The sequence below is a fragment of the Mesorhizobium sp. M1D.F.Ca.ET.043.01.1.1 genome, assembly GCF_003952385.1.
GTDB lineage: Bacteria > Pseudomonadota > Alphaproteobacteria > Rhizobiales > Rhizobiaceae > Mesorhizobium.
This window is the reverse complement of sequence record NZ_CP034444.1, coordinates 4,049,931-4,068,427: the sequence shown is the minus strand read 5'-3', so window position 1 is coordinate 4,068,427 and position 18,497 is coordinate 4,049,931. Positions and strand designations below refer to the sequence as shown.

12 protein-coding genes and 3 pseudogenes are annotated in these 18,497 nt (G+C 58.4%); 13 read left to right on the top strand and 2 right to left on the bottom strand.

From position 1 onward, the window contains the following. Positions 1–330 precede the first annotated feature (330 nt). The 6 genes from EJ067_RS19750 to EJ067_RS19725 all read left to right on the top strand — a co-directional run bounded on the left by EJ067_RS19750 (position 331) and on the right by EJ067_RS19725 (position 6,239). Positions 331–660, top strand: a complete 330-nt coding sequence (locus EJ067_RS19750) for a hypothetical protein (RefSeq protein ID WP_081714433.1) — start codon at positions 331–333, stop codon at positions 658–660. Positions 661–731: 71 nt separating this feature from the next. Further along, positions 732–974 carry a nodulation protein NopA gene (locus EJ067_RS35485; protein WP_224570034.1) on the top strand — a complete coding sequence of 81 codons (243 nt, stop codon included), beginning with the start codon at positions 732–734 and terminating at the stop codon, positions 972–974. A 117-nt stretch (positions 975–1,091) separates the two neighbouring features. Continuing rightward, a complete protein-coding gene (locus EJ067_RS19740; protein ID WP_024505382.1) occupies positions 1,092–1,982 on the top strand; it encodes a hypothetical protein in 891 nt (296 codons plus the stop codon). A gap of 232 nt (positions 1,983–2,214) precedes the next feature. Continuing rightward, positions 2,215–4,278 carry a type III secretion system export apparatus subunit SctV gene (gene sctV, locus EJ067_RS19735; RefSeq protein WP_024505383.1) on the top strand — a complete coding sequence of 688 codons (2,064 nt, stop codon included), beginning with the start codon at positions 2,215–2,217 and terminating at the stop codon, positions 4,276–4,278. Between the two features lie 53 nt (positions 4,279–4,331). Beyond that, positions 4,332–4,874 carry a tetratricopeptide repeat protein gene (locus tag EJ067_RS19730; RefSeq protein WP_081714429.1) on the top strand — a complete coding sequence of 181 codons (543 nt, stop codon included), beginning with the start codon at positions 4,332–4,334 and terminating at the stop codon, positions 4,872–4,874. Positions 4,875–5,768: 894 nt separating this feature from the next. Further along, positions 5,769–6,239 carry a MucR family transcriptional regulator gene (locus tag EJ067_RS19725; RefSeq protein ID WP_024505385.1) on the top strand — a complete coding sequence of 157 codons (471 nt, stop codon included), beginning with the start codon at positions 5,769–5,771 and terminating at the stop codon, positions 6,237–6,239. 228 nt (positions 6,240–6,467) lie between these two features. On the opposite strand, the gene EJ067_RS19720 is transcribed toward EJ067_RS19725, so the two are convergent. Then, a complete protein-coding gene (locus EJ067_RS19720; RefSeq protein WP_008874821.1) occupies positions 6,468–6,680 on the bottom strand; it encodes a cold-shock protein in 213 nt (70 codons plus the stop codon). A gap of 524 nt (positions 6,681–7,204) precedes the next feature. Here EJ067_RS19720 and EJ067_RS35480 point away from each other — a divergent pair. Next, positions 7,205–7,421, top strand: a pseudogene (locus tag EJ067_RS35480) (transposase); the annotation flags it as partial. 794 nt (positions 7,422–8,215) lie between these two features. On the opposite strand, the gene EJ067_RS19715 reads toward EJ067_RS35480, so the two are convergent. Next, positions 8,216–9,337 carry a DUF418 domain-containing protein gene (locus tag EJ067_RS19715; RefSeq protein WP_024505387.1) on the bottom strand — a complete coding sequence of 374 codons (1,122 nt, stop codon included), beginning with the start codon at positions 9,335–9,337 and terminating at the stop codon, positions 8,216–8,218. Positions 9,338–10,091: 754 nt separating this feature from the next. Between EJ067_RS19715 and EJ067_RS19710 the strand changes: the two genes are divergently transcribed. The 6 genes and pseudogenes from EJ067_RS19710 (at position 10,092) to EJ067_RS19685 (ending at position 18,344) form a co-directional block, all read left to right on the top strand. Beyond that, complete coding sequence (locus EJ067_RS19710) at positions 10,092–10,550, top strand: response regulator transcription factor (protein ID WP_224570033.1); 459 nt, start codon at positions 10,092–10,094, stop codon at positions 10,548–10,550. Between the two features lie 244 nt (positions 10,551–10,794). After that, a pseudogene (locus EJ067_RS19705) lies at positions 10,795–11,227 on the top strand (helix-turn-helix domain-containing protein); the annotation flags it as partial. Positions 11,228–11,846: 619 nt separating this feature from the next. Then, positions 11,847–12,506: a response regulator transcription factor gene (locus EJ067_RS19700; RefSeq protein WP_024505389.1), complete on the top strand. Its 660-nt coding sequence runs from the start codon at positions 11,847–11,849 to the stop codon at positions 12,504–12,506. Continuing rightward, a complete protein-coding gene (locus EJ067_RS19695; RefSeq protein ID WP_126063917.1) occupies positions 12,503–13,831 on the top strand; it encodes a HAMP domain-containing sensor histidine kinase in 1,329 nt (442 codons plus the stop codon). Before EJ067_RS19700 ends, EJ067_RS19695 begins: the two co-directional genes overlap by 4 nt. A gap of 1,933 nt (positions 13,832–15,764) precedes the next feature. Beyond that, positions 15,765–17,069 (top strand): annotated as a pseudogene (locus tag EJ067_RS19690) (pitrilysin family protein); the annotation flags it as partial. A gap of 9 nt (positions 17,070–17,078) precedes the next feature. Continuing rightward, positions 17,079–18,344 (top strand): pitrilysin family protein, encoded by a 1,266-nt coding sequence (locus tag EJ067_RS19685; protein WP_236383468.1) that lies wholly within the window; start codon positions 17,079–17,081, stop codon positions 18,342–18,344. Positions 18,345–18,497 lie beyond the last annotated feature (153 nt).

Here is an 18,497-nt window from a genome sequence, read left to right as displayed (position 1 = left end):
CGTTGCGTGCGCCCGTGGAGCCAGCAAGAATACGGTCATTGCGGTCATGCAGCACGTGGACCGTGTCTCCTGTTCGACACCACAGCATCGAGGATGCAAACGAGCTGCTGCGGCTGCCATTCGGTCGCGGCATGCGTGGACGGCGGGATTGGCCGAACAGCCGAGATCGTGGTCGACTGTTCGATGCGAGAGCAACATCCTGCAGAGCATACGTTTTTGCGCTGGCCGGTTTTTGTCAAAAGCCGTCAGGTTCTCGAAAGCTCCCGCCCTTAGCTTGATCGAGGCTAACCTTTAACACGTCGCCGCCAATGGCAAATGCCGGAGTACCTGATGATAGCAGCAATTGGGAGTGGAGTTGGCAACCTCGGGACTTCCTTGATCCGAAAGGGCCATGGGGATTCGAAATCCGAGCATTCTGGTGATGGCAAGCCGGCTGATGGCAATGATGGCAAGCCAGCTGGTGGGAATGATGGCAAGGCAGCTGGCGGGAACGATCGGGCGGATAACCGGACCGTTTCAAATGATCAACTTCAAGACAACTCACAGTCTGCAGCACAAAGTGAAGCCTTCCAAAGTATCCTGCGATCGTTCGCGTTCCAATTCGCGAACGATGCGATGGCTGAGGCCGATGAAGCTTTGGATGACACAGAAGATGCCTGACGCGGGAAATCCGGCGTGAGGTCATACAGGCCGTTATTGACGGCACAACTCCAACAGAAAAAGGAATGATCATGGCTGCAGTTGATAATAATAAAAAATCAGGCAATACCAATACCAGTAGCGCCGGCAATACCGATAAAACTAACAGTGGCACTCCCGGCAATACAAGCGGAGCTGATGCTACTGCTTTTCAGGCGCAAGTGCAGGAACTAACCAATGTTAGCTTGGAGGCGACGAAAAGGAGTGTCCAGTTGCGCACTCTAACGACCAATCTCCAGACCATCAAGAAGGCCGCCGACGAACGCGTTTCGTAATGTCGGAAGCGGGTTTTAGACTGCCCCCTAGCGCGTCTCCTTATTGACGCGACGTAGTCCCGAAATGAGCCGCATGGCAATTGCCATGCGGCTTCTATCCTGTTTGAGAGATGCTCTGTGGATGACGCCGTTTCCCTCCGTTTCGAAGTGCGTTCGGGGCACTATTGCGGTCTGACCGGCAAGACGGATCTTCAAAAGTGTTTAATCGGCAGCGGCTTCGATGCCGATTTGGTCTTTGTCGAGCAGGGACTGGCACCGCATCACCTTCGTGTAACTCTTCTTGGCAAGTCGATCGAACTGGAGGCGCTTGCACCCGGACTCAGTATCGAGGGCAACCGGAATATCGCCGCAGGCCAGTCCGTTGTTGTGCCCCTTCCTGTCGTCCTGCTCGTAGGCGAGATGTCCATTGCTTTGTCCGTGCAGGATGCAGAGCCGCCTGGTTCGACCGGCATACCGCGCCTACCGATCGGTGTGCTCGCCATGGTCATAATCAGCTCACTCGGGATCGGCGCGCTTTCAGGCACGATCTCCTATCTTGGCAATGCAAGTGGATCGAGCCCCAATTCACTTCGGGCTGAAGTCGCGTCCAGAACGATCAGTCACCGCGCTGACAATGAACTTACGGAGGCAGCGGCCCAAGAGCTGCAGGAGGAAGTCGATCGAGCGGGTCTTCTCGACGTCAAGATTGGGTCGGCAAAGGGTGTTGTGACCGCCGAAGGCACCGTCACGTCTGAATCGGTCATCAGCTGGCAGAAGCTTCAGCAATCGTTCGATCGTCGCACCAAGGGTACTCTAACACTGGTGAACGGAGTGCTCATCAAAGAGGAGAAGGCGCCATCCGCAATCGCGGTCGAAGCTGTGTGGCATGGGGTCCAACCATATATTGTCATCGACAGCGAGAAGTATTTTGTCGGCGCCATTTTGGCTGATGGATGGGTGGTCGAACGTATTGAGGACAGCCGTGTGCTGCTGAGCAGGAATGGCCGCATTGCTGCTCTCCAATATTGAAAGCTCGCAGGCCCCATCAAGCAGCACTCTATGGCCAGCCAAACATCCTGTCGCGCTCGGTGCTGACAAGCTGGCTGCGTTGGAAACATTTGCTGCCCAGCCATTTCGCGCCTGCTTGTGGCTCTCATGCAGGGTCACGCGCTGGCCAAGGCTGAGGCGCCTTCGGAGTTCGAAAGCCACGTTTCATGGCGTAACAGCAGAGTAAGTCTCAACCGATTGCAAAGGTGTCTCGATGGCCAACGTCCTGCGTGACTTCATCAAGCGTGCGCCGGCCAGCCCGGATTTAATGGTTGCGTTGATGCTGCTTCTGGCTGTCGCGATGATGGTCATGCCTATCCCGGTCGTGGTGGTCGACGCCCTGATAGGATTCAATATGGGGTTGGCCATACTGCTGATGATGGTTGCCCTGTATGTCAGTACTCCACTTGATTTTTCCTCTTTGCCCGGCGTTATTTTGATTTCCACTGTATTCCGTCTCGCGCTCACGGTCGCAACGACGCGACTGATCCTGGCCGAGGGGGAGGCCGGCAGCATTATTCATACTTTTGGCGATTTCGTCATTTCAGGCAATATCGTGGTGGGTTTCGTCATATTTCTGGTCGTCACCATGGTGCAATTCATGGTCCTCGCGAAGGGTGCCGAACGGGTGGCAGAAGTGGCGGCGCGTTTCACGCTGGATGCTCTGCCGGGCAAGCAAATGGCGGTCGACGCAGAGCTACGCAACGGCCACATCGATGCCAACGAATCCCGCCGGCGGCGCGCCGAATTGGAGAAGGAAAGCCAACTCTATGGCGCGATGGACGGCGCGATGAAATTTGTGAAGGGCGATTCCATCGCCGGGCTGGTGGTTATCTGCATCAACATGCTGGGTGGAATTTCGATCGGCCTGCTCTCCAAGGGCATGTCCTTCGGCGAGGTACTGCATCACTACACTCTGCTGACGATAGGCGATGCATTGATATCGCAGATTCCGGCCCTTCTGCTCTCCATTACTGCGGCGACCATCGTCACCCGTGTGACTGGGACGGCGAGGATCAACCTCGGTACAGAAATGGTCAGTCAGCTCACGGCCAGCACTCGAGCCTTGCGACTGGCGGCCGGCGTCCTGGTTGTAATGGGGTTCGTTCCTGGGTTTCCCCTCCCCGTCTTTCTGATGCTGGCCGCAGTGTTCGCTGCGGTAAGCATTGTCAAGGCTGATGTGCTGGGCGCCGGCACTGCCGATGCGAAAGGTGGAACTGCAGCGGAGCCTAAGCAAGCCGCGCCTGCGAAGGAATTCCCGATCGCATTTTTTCTAGCGCCAGATCTTATGCAGGCGGTCGATCAAGCCGAATTGCAAAAACATATTGGGCGCGTTTCGCTCCTGGTCACAGCCGATCTGGGCATTATCGTTCCTCGCATCCCTGTCTTGGTTGACGAGCAGCTGCCTGAATCGCAATTCCGAATTGATGTCGAGGGCGTGCCAGTCGAACAGGACGCCTTAGATCCAAACCAGATGGCGCTCCGAGCCGATGTAGCGCACGTCGACTCGAGCGGTGTCCCCCTTAGACGTGAGCCGAAAACGGACACACTCCCGGTTGAACATACCCCTGCAAAGGCCCTTACGGGCGCCGGCACGGAGCATAGGGCTCCCGGCGAACTCCTCGCCTTGCGCGTCCATGCAGCGTTGACCCGCTACGCACCGCGATTGGTGGGCATCCAAGAGACCCGACATTTCCTGGGCCGAATGGAGCAGGAATATTCTGAGCTTGTGAAAGAGGTGCTACGCACGACGCCGATTCCTCGGATTGCCGATGTTCTGCGCCGCCTCCTGGAGGAAGGTATCCCAATCCGCCACACCCGTCTCGTGTTGGAGGCATTGGCCGAATGGAGCGAGCGTGAGCAGAACGTTGCCCTGCTGACGGAATATGTCCGTTCTGGTTTGAAGCGACAGATCTGCCACCGCCATGCCAACACGGAGGGCATCGTGTCCGCCCTGGTCGTCGAGCGCGAGAGCGAGGATGTGATGCGTGGCGCGGTTCGAGATTCGGATGCAGGCCCCTATCTCGCACTGGAGGATCGGCAAAGCGAAGCGATGCTATCACAGATACGTCAGGTCCTTTCGAACGCAGAACCGGGTCAAACCCGCCCTATTCTGTTGACGTCGATGGATGTCCGACGTTTCGTCCGCGGCTTTCTGACGCGAAACGGGGTTGATCTCGCCGTGCTGTCTTATCAAGACCTCGCCTCCGACTTTACAATTCGCCCCGCAGGATCCGTCACACTCCCGCACGGATCGAACAGCGGATTGTTAGAGTAGTCCCACCTTTCCTAACTGAACGCCACGCGCCTCCCCGATAACTGAGAGATAACATGAATAGTAATACAGTTTCTCCATCGCCTATGTTTCTGCGCCGGAACTCACTTCTTTTTGCCGTACTCGCCATTCTGCCTTTGGGCGGTTGCGCCAGCTGGCAAAAGCCGGCTCTTTCCGTGCAGGAGACATCTTCCCCCGAGTTGCTCAGCGCCGATCAAATCGATCCGGCTATGCGCGAACGCATTTTGCGCGAAGTTGGTCAGGATGTTCAAGAGCGGGCTTTGCGGGATGAGGTGAAGCAGCACCCGGACAATGTTGATGCGGCGATACGACTTACAAATGCCTTGGTGGGCCAGAAGCGCCCGCACGAAGCGGTTGAGGTGCTCGACAGCGTCTTGGTTGCAGCCCCAGGAAACGTACGTGCATTGAATGCGAAGGGCGTGATTTTGGACATTGAGGGGCGGCATGACGCGGCACAGGCCCTGTATCGGCGAGCTCTCGAAAACGAGCCAGGCAATCAGATGGTGCAGCATAACTTCAATCTGTCGCTTGCCTTTAACGGCAAGTCCAAACAACCAAGGTTAGCACGATCGCAATAGGTGGGCACAGTGCATGCGCAGCCTGTTCCCCGGCTCGAACACGCGCTCGGCTCCCATCATAGATGGCCCCCTGAAGAGAGCCATATCTATGCAAAACAGTTGCTCCAGATCTGGCCGGCAGAGATCGGCAGGAGAGCCGGATGACATCACGCGGCCACCCGCAAGGCCACCCGCCTCGCTTCGTTGCCAGAGCGCCCTCTCCCTCGCCGGTCACCGTCTCGCAATGCGGCGACCTGGCTTAAGGCGGTCGACCGAGCGCCCGATGCAGTAGCCATGAATACGTAACGCAGCGATGGACCCGCCGGATCGTGTCGCGCTTGTGCTGGCCGTCCCTGCCATTACAGCACGGTGATTGTAGCTGGATCCTATTCTAGAGGCATCGATGGTGTGGATGCCTTCGATCCAAACAATCGATTTGTTGAATTCGTCCGCCTGAGGAAATTAGCTGCGGCGATCCGACTTCCGACGCCTGCAGGCGCAAAACCAACAGCGTGAGCGCTGCGGGTCCGGAGGCAGGCTGCAAAGTGCAATCACCAGCGCTGATAAGCGGCAAGTGAAGAATGTATCGCTCGGGCGACTCCTGTGTTGTGCACGGTTGCCCCGCGAGGTGAACTGTAGCAGCTTGGCAGCTCAGCGTTCACGAAAGGAGAAAAGATTTGGGGCCAAGCAAAGACCGGCTTTTTTGATTGTCTTGCTGTATCGCTATGGTGGGGCGGGCGCGACCGCTCCCATAATTCAATACGCTGCCTTTAGCGATGGACGATGACGGGATGCGTCGCCGAGACTTCAATGGTGGAGGAGCAGCGCACCCGTCGATCCATTTGCTTTCAGCGGCAACCGCCACTATGAAGCGACACTTCGCCCAACTGTGTTTCAAGCTGCCCGGAGAAGTTTATGACAGAAGAACCCCACAAGACCGACATCCTCATCGAGCTCACTGCCGATGTTGTATCAGCCTACGTCTCCAACAACCCCGTCCCGGCGGGGGAGCTTCCTGCCCTGATCGCCCAAGTGCACGGGGCTCTAAACGGCACGGCTGGACTCATACCGGCAGAAGAGCCTGTGCCTGTAAAAAAACCTGCTGTCCCGATCAAAAAGTCGATCGAACCGGACTACATCATTAGCCTTGAAGACGGCAAGAAATTCAAATCGCTAAAGCGCCATCTGGCGACGCACTATGGTCTGACCCCAGACGAATATCGCGCCAAATGGGGTCTGCCGTCGGATTATCCCATGGTGGCGCCGAATTACGCCGCTGCGCGCTCCGCCTTGGCCAAGACCATGGGACTCGGCCGCAAACCGAAAGAGCCGGAAGCCCCAGCCACGGCGCCGGCGAAACGGACCCGCAAGAAGGTCGCAGCCTAAATCCGTATCAACAGTCGTTCGGACGCGCAGCAGCCGTTGGCCCAATCTGCGCGGAATCAAAGGGCGGGGATGAGCCCCGCCTTTCCCGTCCAAGAGCCTCATTTCCAGAGTAATTCATGATGGCTCCAGCAATCCCTGCCGCGGCATTAACTTGCATGCTCCGGCCCGGGTTTCGAGCCGTCAATGCGTTCCGGCGATGACGAACCTTGCCAAGGCTTTCCCGGACCGTTAGCCAGCCTTGCTGAGGCTGCCTGCAGAGGACTTTCCCGTGCGGCGATCCTGTTCCACCTCGTAGTTGATCTTCTGGCCCTCATTAAGGGTCGACAGGCCCGCTCGTTCAACAGCGGAAATGTGGACAAAGACATCCTGACCGCCGTTGTCAGGCTGAATAAAACCAAAACCCTTCGTGCTGTTGAACCACTTCACCGTTCCAGTCGCCATATCCATTCCTTTGTAATAAGTCGCAACTTAGGCAGGCCATTCACGCCAGCCTGATTTGTACACGAGACTTTAGGCGCATCAAAATCGGAAAATTGCAAGGCCCACTCGATCGCCTGATCTCCAGCAGCAACTGCAACATATGCGAGGCGCGTGCCAGACGAGGCGTATGCCAGACGTTTCGTCGTGCGCTGTCGCTCGAACGTTGACAGAAACAATGACACACCTTGCAAACTCGGCACATCTTGTGGACGTGCTCGGGTCGCTTCTCGACTGCGATACCCGCTCCTGACCGGGTATCGTCGGCCAAAATGAGGGTTTTTGTCATGTGCCGCCAGACCGAAAGATCAGGCGCGCAGCGACCTGCACATTCAAACCGGAACCCGCGAACCTCGATTAGCTTCTGCCTGCTCCGAAGGGCGGTAGCCTGCTCTGAGGCGGGCCACTGTCGGGTTGAAAACCAACTGTCGGGTTCGGAACCCCAGATTGTCGGCAAGGTACGCGCCGCCCACTGGTTGGCCAAAGGGCACTGGCTCCTGATCCTGCCGCCATGCTCGCCCGATCTCAACCCGATCAAGACAGGTCTGCTCAAAACTCAAGGCGCGGCTGCGGAAGAAGGCGGCCAAAACTTTCGACGCTCTCTGCGGAACTCTCGGCGATATCTGCCAGCTGCTGGAGCCAAATCAAAAACCATTAATTGCGACAGGTGATTTTATGACATTCATTGCGAAGAGGCCAGAATGAACAGCGGAAGAGAGTAGCAGCTCTCTGGTCGCGGCGAGGTGGATCGTCGACACGATCGGCACCTGGCCCGTGCGGGGATCGCACCGCAGCCAGCACCAGAGCCAGACCTTGACCGCTTGCCTTGCTCAGGCGCCACAACAACGAGTGGCTGGAAGCAGATCCACGTGAACTCAGCGATATCGATCAGACGATGCTTACCCTCATGAAAGCCGATCCCGACGCTGTCCAGCGCCGCGAAATCCTGACCAGCATATGGCGCATCGGATGCCACCGCCTGCACACTCACCATCGACATGCCGGAACTCGGAACCAAAGGCCGCAAGCCTCGCCGGCCTCGGCAAAATGGAGCGGCCGCGCCTGGGCGGCCGGGCCAATGTTCGCCAGGCCCTCTACATGCCCGGCCCTTCGCCCTGCGCTTCAACCCCGACCTCAAGGCAAAATACCAGGCGCTAAAGGCGGCAGGCAAACCCGCAAAGGTCATCATCTTGTTGCGAAAGCTCCTCATCCTAGCAAACGCTCTCCTCAAGGCGCAGCGAAAATGGCCCCTAAAACCCTTGACCGAAACGGATACCTTAGCCTTTCAGGTGAGGCGGGCCGAGATAGACCAACCGCGGGTTTAACTTCGCGAGTTTAAGCTGATTATGCCGATGCAACTCTAGCGCCTGCGCGACCGTTTTAGCTTCCATCAACAAGGCGGCAGGGTGGGAGGAAGTACCCTCCCCTGCCGCGAACAAGCTTTGGACAAAGCCCCACCTTGTCCGTAATGTGATCGGGAGGCCGGGGCGCGGCGGTGCTCAGCGGATGTGACGCGCGAGATCTGCGACCCTACCCATCAGCACTTCCATCGGTCCTCGCTGGAAGACGCGCAGCCAAAGCACCGCAAAAGTGCTGATAACCACAACGAAGCCAAAGAGCGTGGACAGGCTCTCGTCTTTGAAAATGTTTATCTTCATAAGATAGGCTATTCCCGCAATGTGCAGCACATAGGCCGTCAAAGACATCGAGCCGACTGCGATTATTGGCCAGACCAGCTTTCGCAGACGCGGGAGCGCATCCACAGCGAGCATGCAAGCCGCCAAGATGATCATTGCGCAACCGGTGCTGCCCACGATCGAAAGCGTCGTTTCGCTATGAGGTGCGGCTATCCATGACGACTTGACTATAAATGACGACTTGGAAGGCTCAAAAGCGCCGTCAACGTCAGACCACCACAAGGAGGTTTCAGTCAAAGCGCGGGAACTCAGCGCGAGCAAGGATCCCCCATGGCCCAACACGGCCAGCGCGACCCCCGCCAGACCAAGGCGCCAATGCGCTGCTAGCGTATTAAGATTAAGGCGCGCGATGGCCATGCCAGCGATGAGGAAAGGAACCCAGGTCACCGCGGGATAGTAGCCGTTGACCATGAGGTTGAAGACCGGGTCGAGGAGGTTGGGGGCAACCGACAGAAGGGAGGAACGGACTTGCGGGAGAACTAATGCCGTAGCGGCAGCGATCAAGCCCAGCTGATATGCGCTGAGCCGATGGAGCGGCAATACCAACAAGAAGCAAATTCCGTAGTATTCTAGGATGACTTCGACCTGGGTACCGAGGCAGCCCAGGATTGAGCCAAGCGCGAGCAAAACAAGGGCACGAATTGCGACTCTGGCGATGGCCTGTCTACCGGCTATCCCCGACTTCGGCGCCTTGCGACCTGTAATCAGGAGGATTGAAAAACCGGCCAATACGGCAAACAGGGCCGACGGCCGCCCATGGGTTAGTTCCATCAGAAACCCGACTAGTCCTCCTTCGCCGGGGTCGGGACCGAGATGGGCGGCATACATCCCGAAGACAGCCAGGCCCCGAGCGAGGTCGATGCCGACCAGCCGATCTACTACCGACCCATTCCTAGCGTCGGCAACCGGTGCCTTCATTACCATGGTAGATTCCCTTGCTGGGTGTGTGGATCGCGGGAGCCGCGATAGGAGAGCCGGTCGGCTGCTGCCGTCGCCTCGTGAAAGGGTTCAAAACATCGCGCCATCTGGCGCATCGAGCCGGCGACAGAGCTGTTCAGCCATTAGCCTGGGGTAAGAACAACAGATCGGCTCACAAAGCCTGTGTCACGGACCTGAAAAGTGGTGTCGCGGAACCGTCGTTTTTTGCATGATGGCTAAGCCGAGAGATCCACTGCACCGACGAGAGACTCAGCGACGTTAGATATCCGATCAGTACGCCGCGGCTCCGCCGGTGACGATCACCCCGGGTGTCAAGGCCAGGGCGTAAACCTGCCATAATCTGTGGTAGTGCGCCCGCGACCAATCCGTTCGACAAAGCTCGGCGCATGGTCGAGCCAATCATATTCTTCCATGTGGCTGTTGCCTGAAAAACCGAAGACGCCGTTCGCTGGTCCAGCTGTTCCAGACCTCGGCCTGCGTCGGTCATTAGAACCGGCGCGCCTGTTTCCCAAATCAATTTGCTGATGCAGCCGCCGGGGGTCACATTGAGCAAAAGTGCCGAGGTCAGGACGGGTTTCATAGGGGCTCTTCGTTTGGCTTTGTTAACGACCCCTTTCTTGCAAGTTGTAGCTGACAGCAGCCTGAAAGCTCCCCAAATAATTCGCTGCCGCCGGTTCAGCCTATTGTCAGCTTCGACCAATAAGATGGGAGCCTTGCCCTCATACCGGAGCTCGGCAGCATGATGCGAATACTGCTCACTGAAGACGATAAGGACCTTGGAAGTGCTATGCACGATCATTTGGTGGCTGGTGGCCACGCGGTCGACTGGGCCAAGAACCTGTCCGAAGCGCGCGATTATGCAGCTGTGGTCGGCTACGACCTTATTTTGCTCGACGTTCACCTGCCGGACGGCAATGGGATCGACTATCTGCGGGAGCTGATCAAGGAACTTGAATCGGCACCGGTCATCATTCTGACAGCCTGCGATCGGATTTCGCATCGCATCGAGGGCTTCAACGCTGGAGCCGACGACTATTTGGTCAAGCCGTTCGATCTGGGGGAACTCTCAGCGCGTATCCATGCAGTGGCACGTCGCCATGGGCATTTTCCGGAGCCGCAATTTTCGGTTGGGACGCTTTCCATACAGGCAGCCGAGCGACGCCTCTTCCGCGACGGGCAGGAGGTCTACCTGACTTGACGCGGATGGGCGGTGCTCGACTACCGTCTGCCCCAGCCCTGCACGGTCGTTTCAAAAGGGAAGATCGTGGACGCGCTTTTCGGCAGACGGCGCTGATTCATACTCTAAAAGAAAATTCGGCTTCCAGTTGCCTTGGCCATGACTGCCCTTCCCGAAAGATGGGTGACAGTTCATTCCGGATAGATGGGTTACACTTTCGGCCCTTTGCAAGGAGAGCAAGGTGCCTTGGAAGGAGTGTAACGTCATGGAAGAGCGGCTGAAGTTCGTCGCCCGGCTGCTGGACGGCGAGAAGATGGCGGTGCTTTGCCGGGAGTTCGATATCTCGCGCAAGACCGGCTACAAGATCCTCACGCGCTACAACGACAGCGGCCTGGAGGGGCTGACGGACCGATCGCGGCGGCCCTATCGCCACGCCAATCAGCTTCCGTTTCAAATCGAGAAGCTGATTGTGCGCCTCAAGCAAGACAAGCCGACATGGGGTGCGCCGAAGATACGCGAGCGGCTGGCCCGGCTGTATCCGGATGTGCACCGGCCCGCGATCTCGACCGTGCATGCCGTGCTCGACCGCCGGCATGGTCGAGCGCCGCAAGCGCAGGCGCAACAGGGCGACGGGGACACCACTTTCAAACGGCTGTCGCCCTAACGATCTTTGGTGTGCCGACTACAAGGGCGAGTTCGGCAGAGAACACGGCCGGGACAGGGGATCACAAACACTTGACCGTTCCAGACCCTGGCAGTGGCGCATCGATTGACCGTTGGCTCTGTTCGTGGGCACCGAAAATAGGGCCTTCTTGGTCCTCGGCAGAGAATATGGCCCGGACGGGGGATAACAAACACTTGACCGTTCCAGACTCTGGCAGTGGCGCATCGATTGACCGTCGACTCTGTTCGCGAGCGCCGAAAATACGGACGACCCCTATGGTCAAAGTGCACTTCTGACCTGCTAGGCACTGTTCGATAACTGGAGGCACCCGCTACGGTGCCCTCGTATTTAAGACACCTGTCAGTTTCAAGCCTGGACATTGACGCGTGGCGCGGCTGCCATTCGTTGACCGCCACGTCGAATTGCCCGCCAACCAGTGTACAGCCGCCGGTGGTCACATTGAGCAAAAGTGCCGAGATCAGGAGGGGTTTCATAAGGCCTCTTCGTTTGGCTTTGTTAACGACCCCTTTCTTGCAATTGTAGCTGACAGCAGCCTGAAAGCCCCCAGATATTCGCTGGCGCCGGTTCAGCCTACTGTCAGCTTCGATCAATAAGGCAGGAGCCTTGCCCTCATACCGGAGCTCGGCAGCCTGATGCGAATACTGCTCATTGAAGACGACGACGACCTTAGAAGTGCTGTGCACGATCATTTGGTGGCTGGTGGCCACGCGGTCGACTGGGCCGAGGGCCTGTCCGGAGCGCGCGGTCATGCAGCTGTGGCCGGCTACGACGTTATTTTGCTCGACGTTCACCTGCCGGACGGCAATGGCATCGACTATCTGCGGGAGCTGATCAAGGGGCTTGATACAACGCCGGTCATCATTCTGACAGCCCGCGATCGGATTTCGCACCGCATCGAGGGGCTCAACGCTGGCGCCGACGACTATTTGGTCAAGCCGTTCGATCTGGGGGAACTCTCGGCACGCATCCGTGCAGTGGCACGTCGCCAAGGGCATTTTCCGGAGCCGCAATTTTCGGTTGGGACGCTTTCCATACAGGCAGCCGAGCGACGCCTCTTCCGCGACGGGCAGGAGGTCCACCTGTCTGGACGCGAATGGGCGGTGCTCGACTGCCTTCTACGCCGGCCCGGTTCGGTCGTTTCAAAGGGGAGGATCGAGCACGCGCTTTATTCATTCAATTCGGAGTTCGAGAGCAACACAGTGGAGGTTTATGTCAGCCGGCTCCGCAAGAAGATCGGCGGGGATAGAATAGCAACCGTGCGTGGCTCCGGATACAGGCTCGTGGTCACATGACGAACTCGAACAGCATGACGAGAAAGCTGATATCGTGGTTAGGCGGGGCAACGCTCCTGGTTTGGATCGCCGCCCCAACCATTGCTGCGTTCATTTTTTGCAATAATGTAAACGAAAGTTCGGATGACTTGCTCCAGGCGAGCGCAGAGTACAGAGAACCAGAGCTGATCAAGGTCTTGAATGGAAAACACGTTGATCAATACAATAACCACTTGCCAACTTATAAAAAGTACTGGACCTATCGTGAGCAGGTTATTAATAAGTACGGGGTAGTGCTTATTTCCGAACCGGAAGAGGGTCAGCAGCCCTTCCCTGATGCTCCCCTGAGTAACGGCTTTTGGGGAAACGCTGATTACCGCGTCTACACAGAGGAGATCCAAGACGGCGTGTATCATCAGTTGGCCGAACCGCTTGATGGCCGCCGTACCACAATCGCGAAGGGCGCACTTTTTGTCTTCCTTCCGACACTCGTGCTCCTGCCCTTTAGCTTAGCTGTTTGGTGGATCGTGATCCGGCGCTCGCTGCGGCCAATCGAGGTACTGCGACAGCAGATCGGATCGCGCGACGGCGGCAATCTGTCACCAATGGACTTGGGCGATTTCCCGGCAGAGTTGGCTCCAATCGCGGCATCCGTCAATCGGCTTCTCGATCGTCTGCGGGCGGCTCTCGAGGCCGAACGCGAGTTCGCCGCAAACAGTGCGCATGAACTGCGCACGCCGATCGCAGGTTCAATCGCTCAGATGCAGAGATTAGTGGCCGAGCTTCCCAATGGGTCGGCCAAAATGCGTGCGCGCGGCATCGAGCAAGCGCTGTCGAGCCTTGGCCGCCTTGTCGAAAAAGTGCTTCAGCTCGCTCAAGCCGAATCGGGGGTTGGCATGGCGGATCACGCGATCGATCTTGTCCGATCGGTTCGGCTGGAAATCGACGACCTGAGGAAAAAGCCGCAATATGCCGGACGCCTGCATCTTAACGTCGACGGCTGCACCACTTTGATGCGCAAAGTGGATGTCGATGCGTTTGGGATCCTCCTTCGTAACCTGATCGAGAATGCGCTGATACATGGACTGCCCACTGTTCCGACAACAGTTTCCGTCCAAACTGATGGAACCATCGCTATTGCAAACGCCGGACCGGTGGTGCCCCTCCCCGACCTCGAAGGGCTTACAAAGCGATTTAGTCGTGGTGCTACTCCTGCTGCGGGCTCAGGCCTTGGTCTACATATCGCTAACATGGTTATCCAGCGGATCGGTGGCAGTCTAGAGCTTGCGTCGCCCGCCCGCGGTCGCAATGATGGTTTCGAGGCGATCATACGAATTCCTCAATGACACCGGTGAATTCGACGACAGTTGGACACAGGGCGGATTGCTGGCAAGGCTGCTGACAGGGCGAACTGTACGGCAGTATGTATACGGCGTAGAAATCGTACTTCACACAACGCATTTCGGCCGCGGCAATCAATGCCGCTATCATCGTCTGAGCAGTTCGATCGAAGCGACACGACATGATCGGCAAAATCGAAGGCTCCGCCTCACCGCTCGCTCGATTTCGCCCGGGGAGAAAAAAGGCCATCCGAGAAAGTGCAAGCCGCCGCGCAAAGGCGACGTGTCCAATTGTCTGGGTGCCCCTGTGCGCCGGCCCGATCGGGTTGGCGGGGTCCAGTAAGGACCCGGACCAACCATTCCATTTAGACGACCGGCAGGTTTTAATCGGCGTCCGGATCGCCGTCCCAAAATGCCCCAAGTATACGGCTAGAAAGGCTGCCAACGATCGAGCTTTGGTCGGAGGCGTGCTTGTCAGCGTCTTGGGTGCTTGACCGGCCTTTGCAATGGCCATCGCCATCGCAAGTATCGTGCGTGGCCAGTGAGACCGCAATTTCATCAGCCTGGAGCCGACCGTATCGGTGCTTTTTTATGATTTAGGGATTTTTCGTTTTCCTCTTGGATCATCACGGGTTTGGAGAGGATCTGGTGTTAAGTGCCATTCGGAGCGCCGGCGAACCGCCCGAAATTAATGTGGTCGAGTGATGAAGCCTCCCGAATGCGTTAAACGAGACCCTTTATGGCGGCCCTGGCTGACAACAGTCTGAAAGCTGCAAGCGGCATGCGAAAATGGGGCGATCCTGAATGACGACAGATGCTATCAACATGAAAGAGGCTCGCCCTGAAAGCTGAGCACGCTTTATGCTCAGGCTGCTGACAAGGCCAAAGCAGCGTAAGTGCGTAGTGAAATCCAAGGTCCACATGGGTCGTCGCGCGTCCCATGCGCCTGGGAAGGCGCCGGCCCGGCCAAGCTTTCCCAGCTCGTCCGCATGATGCTTCGCTGAGCGTCAATGGACGTTGGCGCGAGACCAAGGCGTCGTGCGTTGCAATCCGGACGGTCCAGGGTATCAGGAGTTTCACGGCCTCGGCCCGCTTGGCTGGCCACAGTTGAAGCTCCAACGTACCGGCTGGCACCGGGAAATTGGGCTCTGCGCTGCCTCAACGCTGATGGCACGGTCAATGCTTGCCTACCGATGGGGCCGCCCATGCCGTGATGCTGTCGGTCGACGTTCGCAAACCAGACCCTCGCGAGACCCAGCGAAGGGGCTCGCCGGTACGACGAGGGACCTTACCTCTTTATGCGCGGCATCATTAGCCTTACACGTCGTCCCTCGCGCTCGGGTCTTTGTGGGGCGGATGAAGTCCTGATCGCGGTGGCACTGCTGCATGTTTGCGTAAGACCCATCCAGTCACGATCGCGCTGTCCTTCGATGTCGCGGTGCTGATAGGCGGGCAGATCGGTGTGCGCGGCGCCCGCCAAAGGATCGTCGTCACGCCGGAGGAGGCGAGCGTCATAGCCGGCGCGCCGGCGAAAGGCGCTTTCTGTCGGATGCCCGACAATGTCGGATATCGCAAGTATCAAGGTTGGATCAAACCTTGCGAATCGGGGCTTTCTTACTTGGCACGGGGCATGCTCAGGTATCCGCAAACACCCAATGGATAACGAGCAGACTTCCCATGGCCTCACCATGCCGAAAGTTTCCCGGACGCATCCAAAGATGAGGCTCGCGTCAGGCCCAGCAACACGCTGACGGCTCATGTGGCTCGGCGTCGCGTGCCGATCCACTTTCTCCCAATAGGCGTTCGGGAGACATAGATCCTTCAAAATGAGGAACAGATCACTTTGCCAGGAACGCAGCCCATAACCCCACTCTCCCTACCAGAACTACCAAGCAAGCCCCGCACTCATGGGCTTCGCAGGACGTCCGTTGCGTCCGAGTTGGTCGGCGCGGGGCCGGCTCCGATCCCCGTCGCATGGGAGGACGGCAAGGCGAGGGATTTCGTGCTCGACAACGGCATGGAGGTGGTCGTCATTCCCAACCACCGGGCGCCGATCGTCACCCACATGGTGTGGTACAAGATCGGCAGCGCCGACGAGCCGCCGGGCAAATCCGGCATCGCCCATTTCTTCGAGCATCTGATGTTCAAGGCGACGACCAACCATGCGGGCGGCGAATTCGACCGCGCAGTGTTCGAGATCGGCGGCTCCAACAACGCCTTCACCTCCTCCGACTACACCGCCTTCTATCAGACAGTGGCGCCGTCGGCGCTCGAGCTGATGATGAGCTTCGAGGCCGACCGAATGCGAAACCTCATCCTGACCGACGATGTCGTCAAGACCGAGCGCGATGTGGTCATCGAGGAGCGCCGCTCAAGCACCGACACCAACCCGCAGGACGTTCTCCATGAGGAGATCGACGCGACGCTGTGGCAGAACCACCCCTATCGCATCCCGATCATCGGCTGGATGCAGGAGATCGAGCAGCTGAACCGCGTCGACGCCACCGTCTTCTATGAAAAGTACTACTGGCCCAACAACTCCGTGCTGATCGTGGCCGGCGATGTCGAACCGGACACGGTGCGGGCGCTGGCCGAAAAGACCTATGGCAAGGTGGCGCGCGGACCTGACCTGCCGCCGCGCATCCGGCCGGTTGAGCCCGAGCAGAACACCAGGCGCACCGTCACGCTCTCAGACGCCCGCGTCAGCGTGCCCAGTTTTTCGACGCAGTGGGTGGTGCCGTCCTACCACACCGCCAAGCCGGGCGAGGCCGAAGCGCTCGACCTGCTGGCCGAAATTCTCGGCGGCGGTAACCGCGGCCGGCTCTACCAGGCGCTCGCTGTCCAGCAAGGTATCGCTTCCAGCGCCCGCGTCTATTTCCAGGGCACTGTGCTCGACGACACCAAGTTCGCCATCTATGGCGCACCGCGCGGCGATGCCAAGCTGGCTGATCTCGAAGCGGCGGCCGCTGCCGAAGTTGCCCGCATTGCCGAGGATGGTGTCAGCAACGAGGAACTAGGCAAGGCCAAGGACCACTATTTGCTCAATATGATCTTTGCGGAAGACAACCTGGACTGGCTCGCCAGCATCTACGGCTCGACGCTGGCCACCGGCGGTACCGTGAAGGATGTCGAGGAACGGCCGAATCGCATCCGCAAGGTTACCCCCGAGCAAATCAAAGCAGTTGCCGCCCGCTATCTCGCGTTCGACCGTTCGACCACGGGCTATCTCTTGCCCAAGACGGAGAATCAAGAGATGACGCTCGGCGCTCGGCCCCATGCTGCGATGAACATCCAGGAGGTGAAGTCCGAAAAGGGCATCATCGCCTGGCTGGTGGAGGACCACACAGTGGAAATCGTCAACATCGGCTTTGCCTTCAAGGGCGGCACCAAGCAGGACCCGGTCGGGAAGGAGGGGATGGCCAAACTGATGGCCGGCCTGTTCATCGAAGGCGCTGGCCATTACGACAGCGGTGCCTTCCAGGTGAAGCTCGACCATGCCGGCGCCGAAATGAGTTTGGACGCGCAAAGCGACGACATCTACGGATCGATGTGCATGCTTTCCAAAAAGCAGGACGCGGCGTTCGGCCTGCTTCGGCTCGCGCTGAACGCGCCGCGCTTCGAGCAGGGGCCGATCGATCGCGTCCGCGCCGAGATTGTCTCCCGCATCGTCGGCAGCGAGCGAGACCCTAACGCCATCGCTCAGCGCAAATGGCTGCGCGCGATCTATGGCGCGCATCCTTGTTCAAGGCCGGGAGAAGGCACAAAAGAGAGCCTCCCCGGCATCACGCCGTCCGACCTCCGCGCCTTCCACCAGGCCATTTTCGCTCGCGACGGGCTCCATATTGCCGTGGTGGGTGACATTGACGCGAACACGTTGAGGGAAAGGCTTGACCAGCTGTTTGGTGATTTGCCTGAGCAACAAACCCTCGTCCCCGTCTACGATGTCGCGCCGAAACTCGGTCAACTGGTGGAGGAGAACTACGACCTGCCGCAGACTTCGCTGACGTTGGCCTGGCCTGGCGTGAAGCCTAGCGCGCCGGATTTCTACGCGGCCGTGCTGCTGAACGACATCCTTGGCGGCTCATACTTGACTTCCCGCCTTTACGAGGAGGTACGTCAAAAACGCGGCCTTGCCTATCACGTCAGCTCTGAACTAACCCTTGACTCGCTTCTGGTTACGACAGAGACACGCTCGGACTGCGCTGCCCAAACACTGAGCATCGTGCGAGATGTGGTAAAGCAGATGGCGCAGCAAGGACCGACCGGGGCCGAGCTCAAGGCGGCGAAGAAGCACCTGATCGGCGCCTATGCCATCGACCAACTGGGCTCGACCCGCTCGATTGCAGACCGGCTCCTGGATTTGCAGATTCACAAGGCCGACGTCGACTACAACCAGCGTCGCGCCCGCAGCATCGGTCGGGTGACGCTCAAACAGGTCAAGGCGGCGGCCAAAAAGCTGCTTTCGGCCGAGCCCGCCATTTTGGTGGTCGGCCCGCCGCTGGGCGGCAAGGATGAGTAAAGAAACTCATCACACCTTCCTTCTTCATCGGGGCTTCTCGTGGGAAGAGCGTTGGAGGCCCGTGGGCCAAGCAGATCATGCAGACGCGCGGAGTCGTTTTCGCCGACCTTGCGCGGCATTGGCGGTCCGGCGGCCTCTCGCCGAAATGGCGCT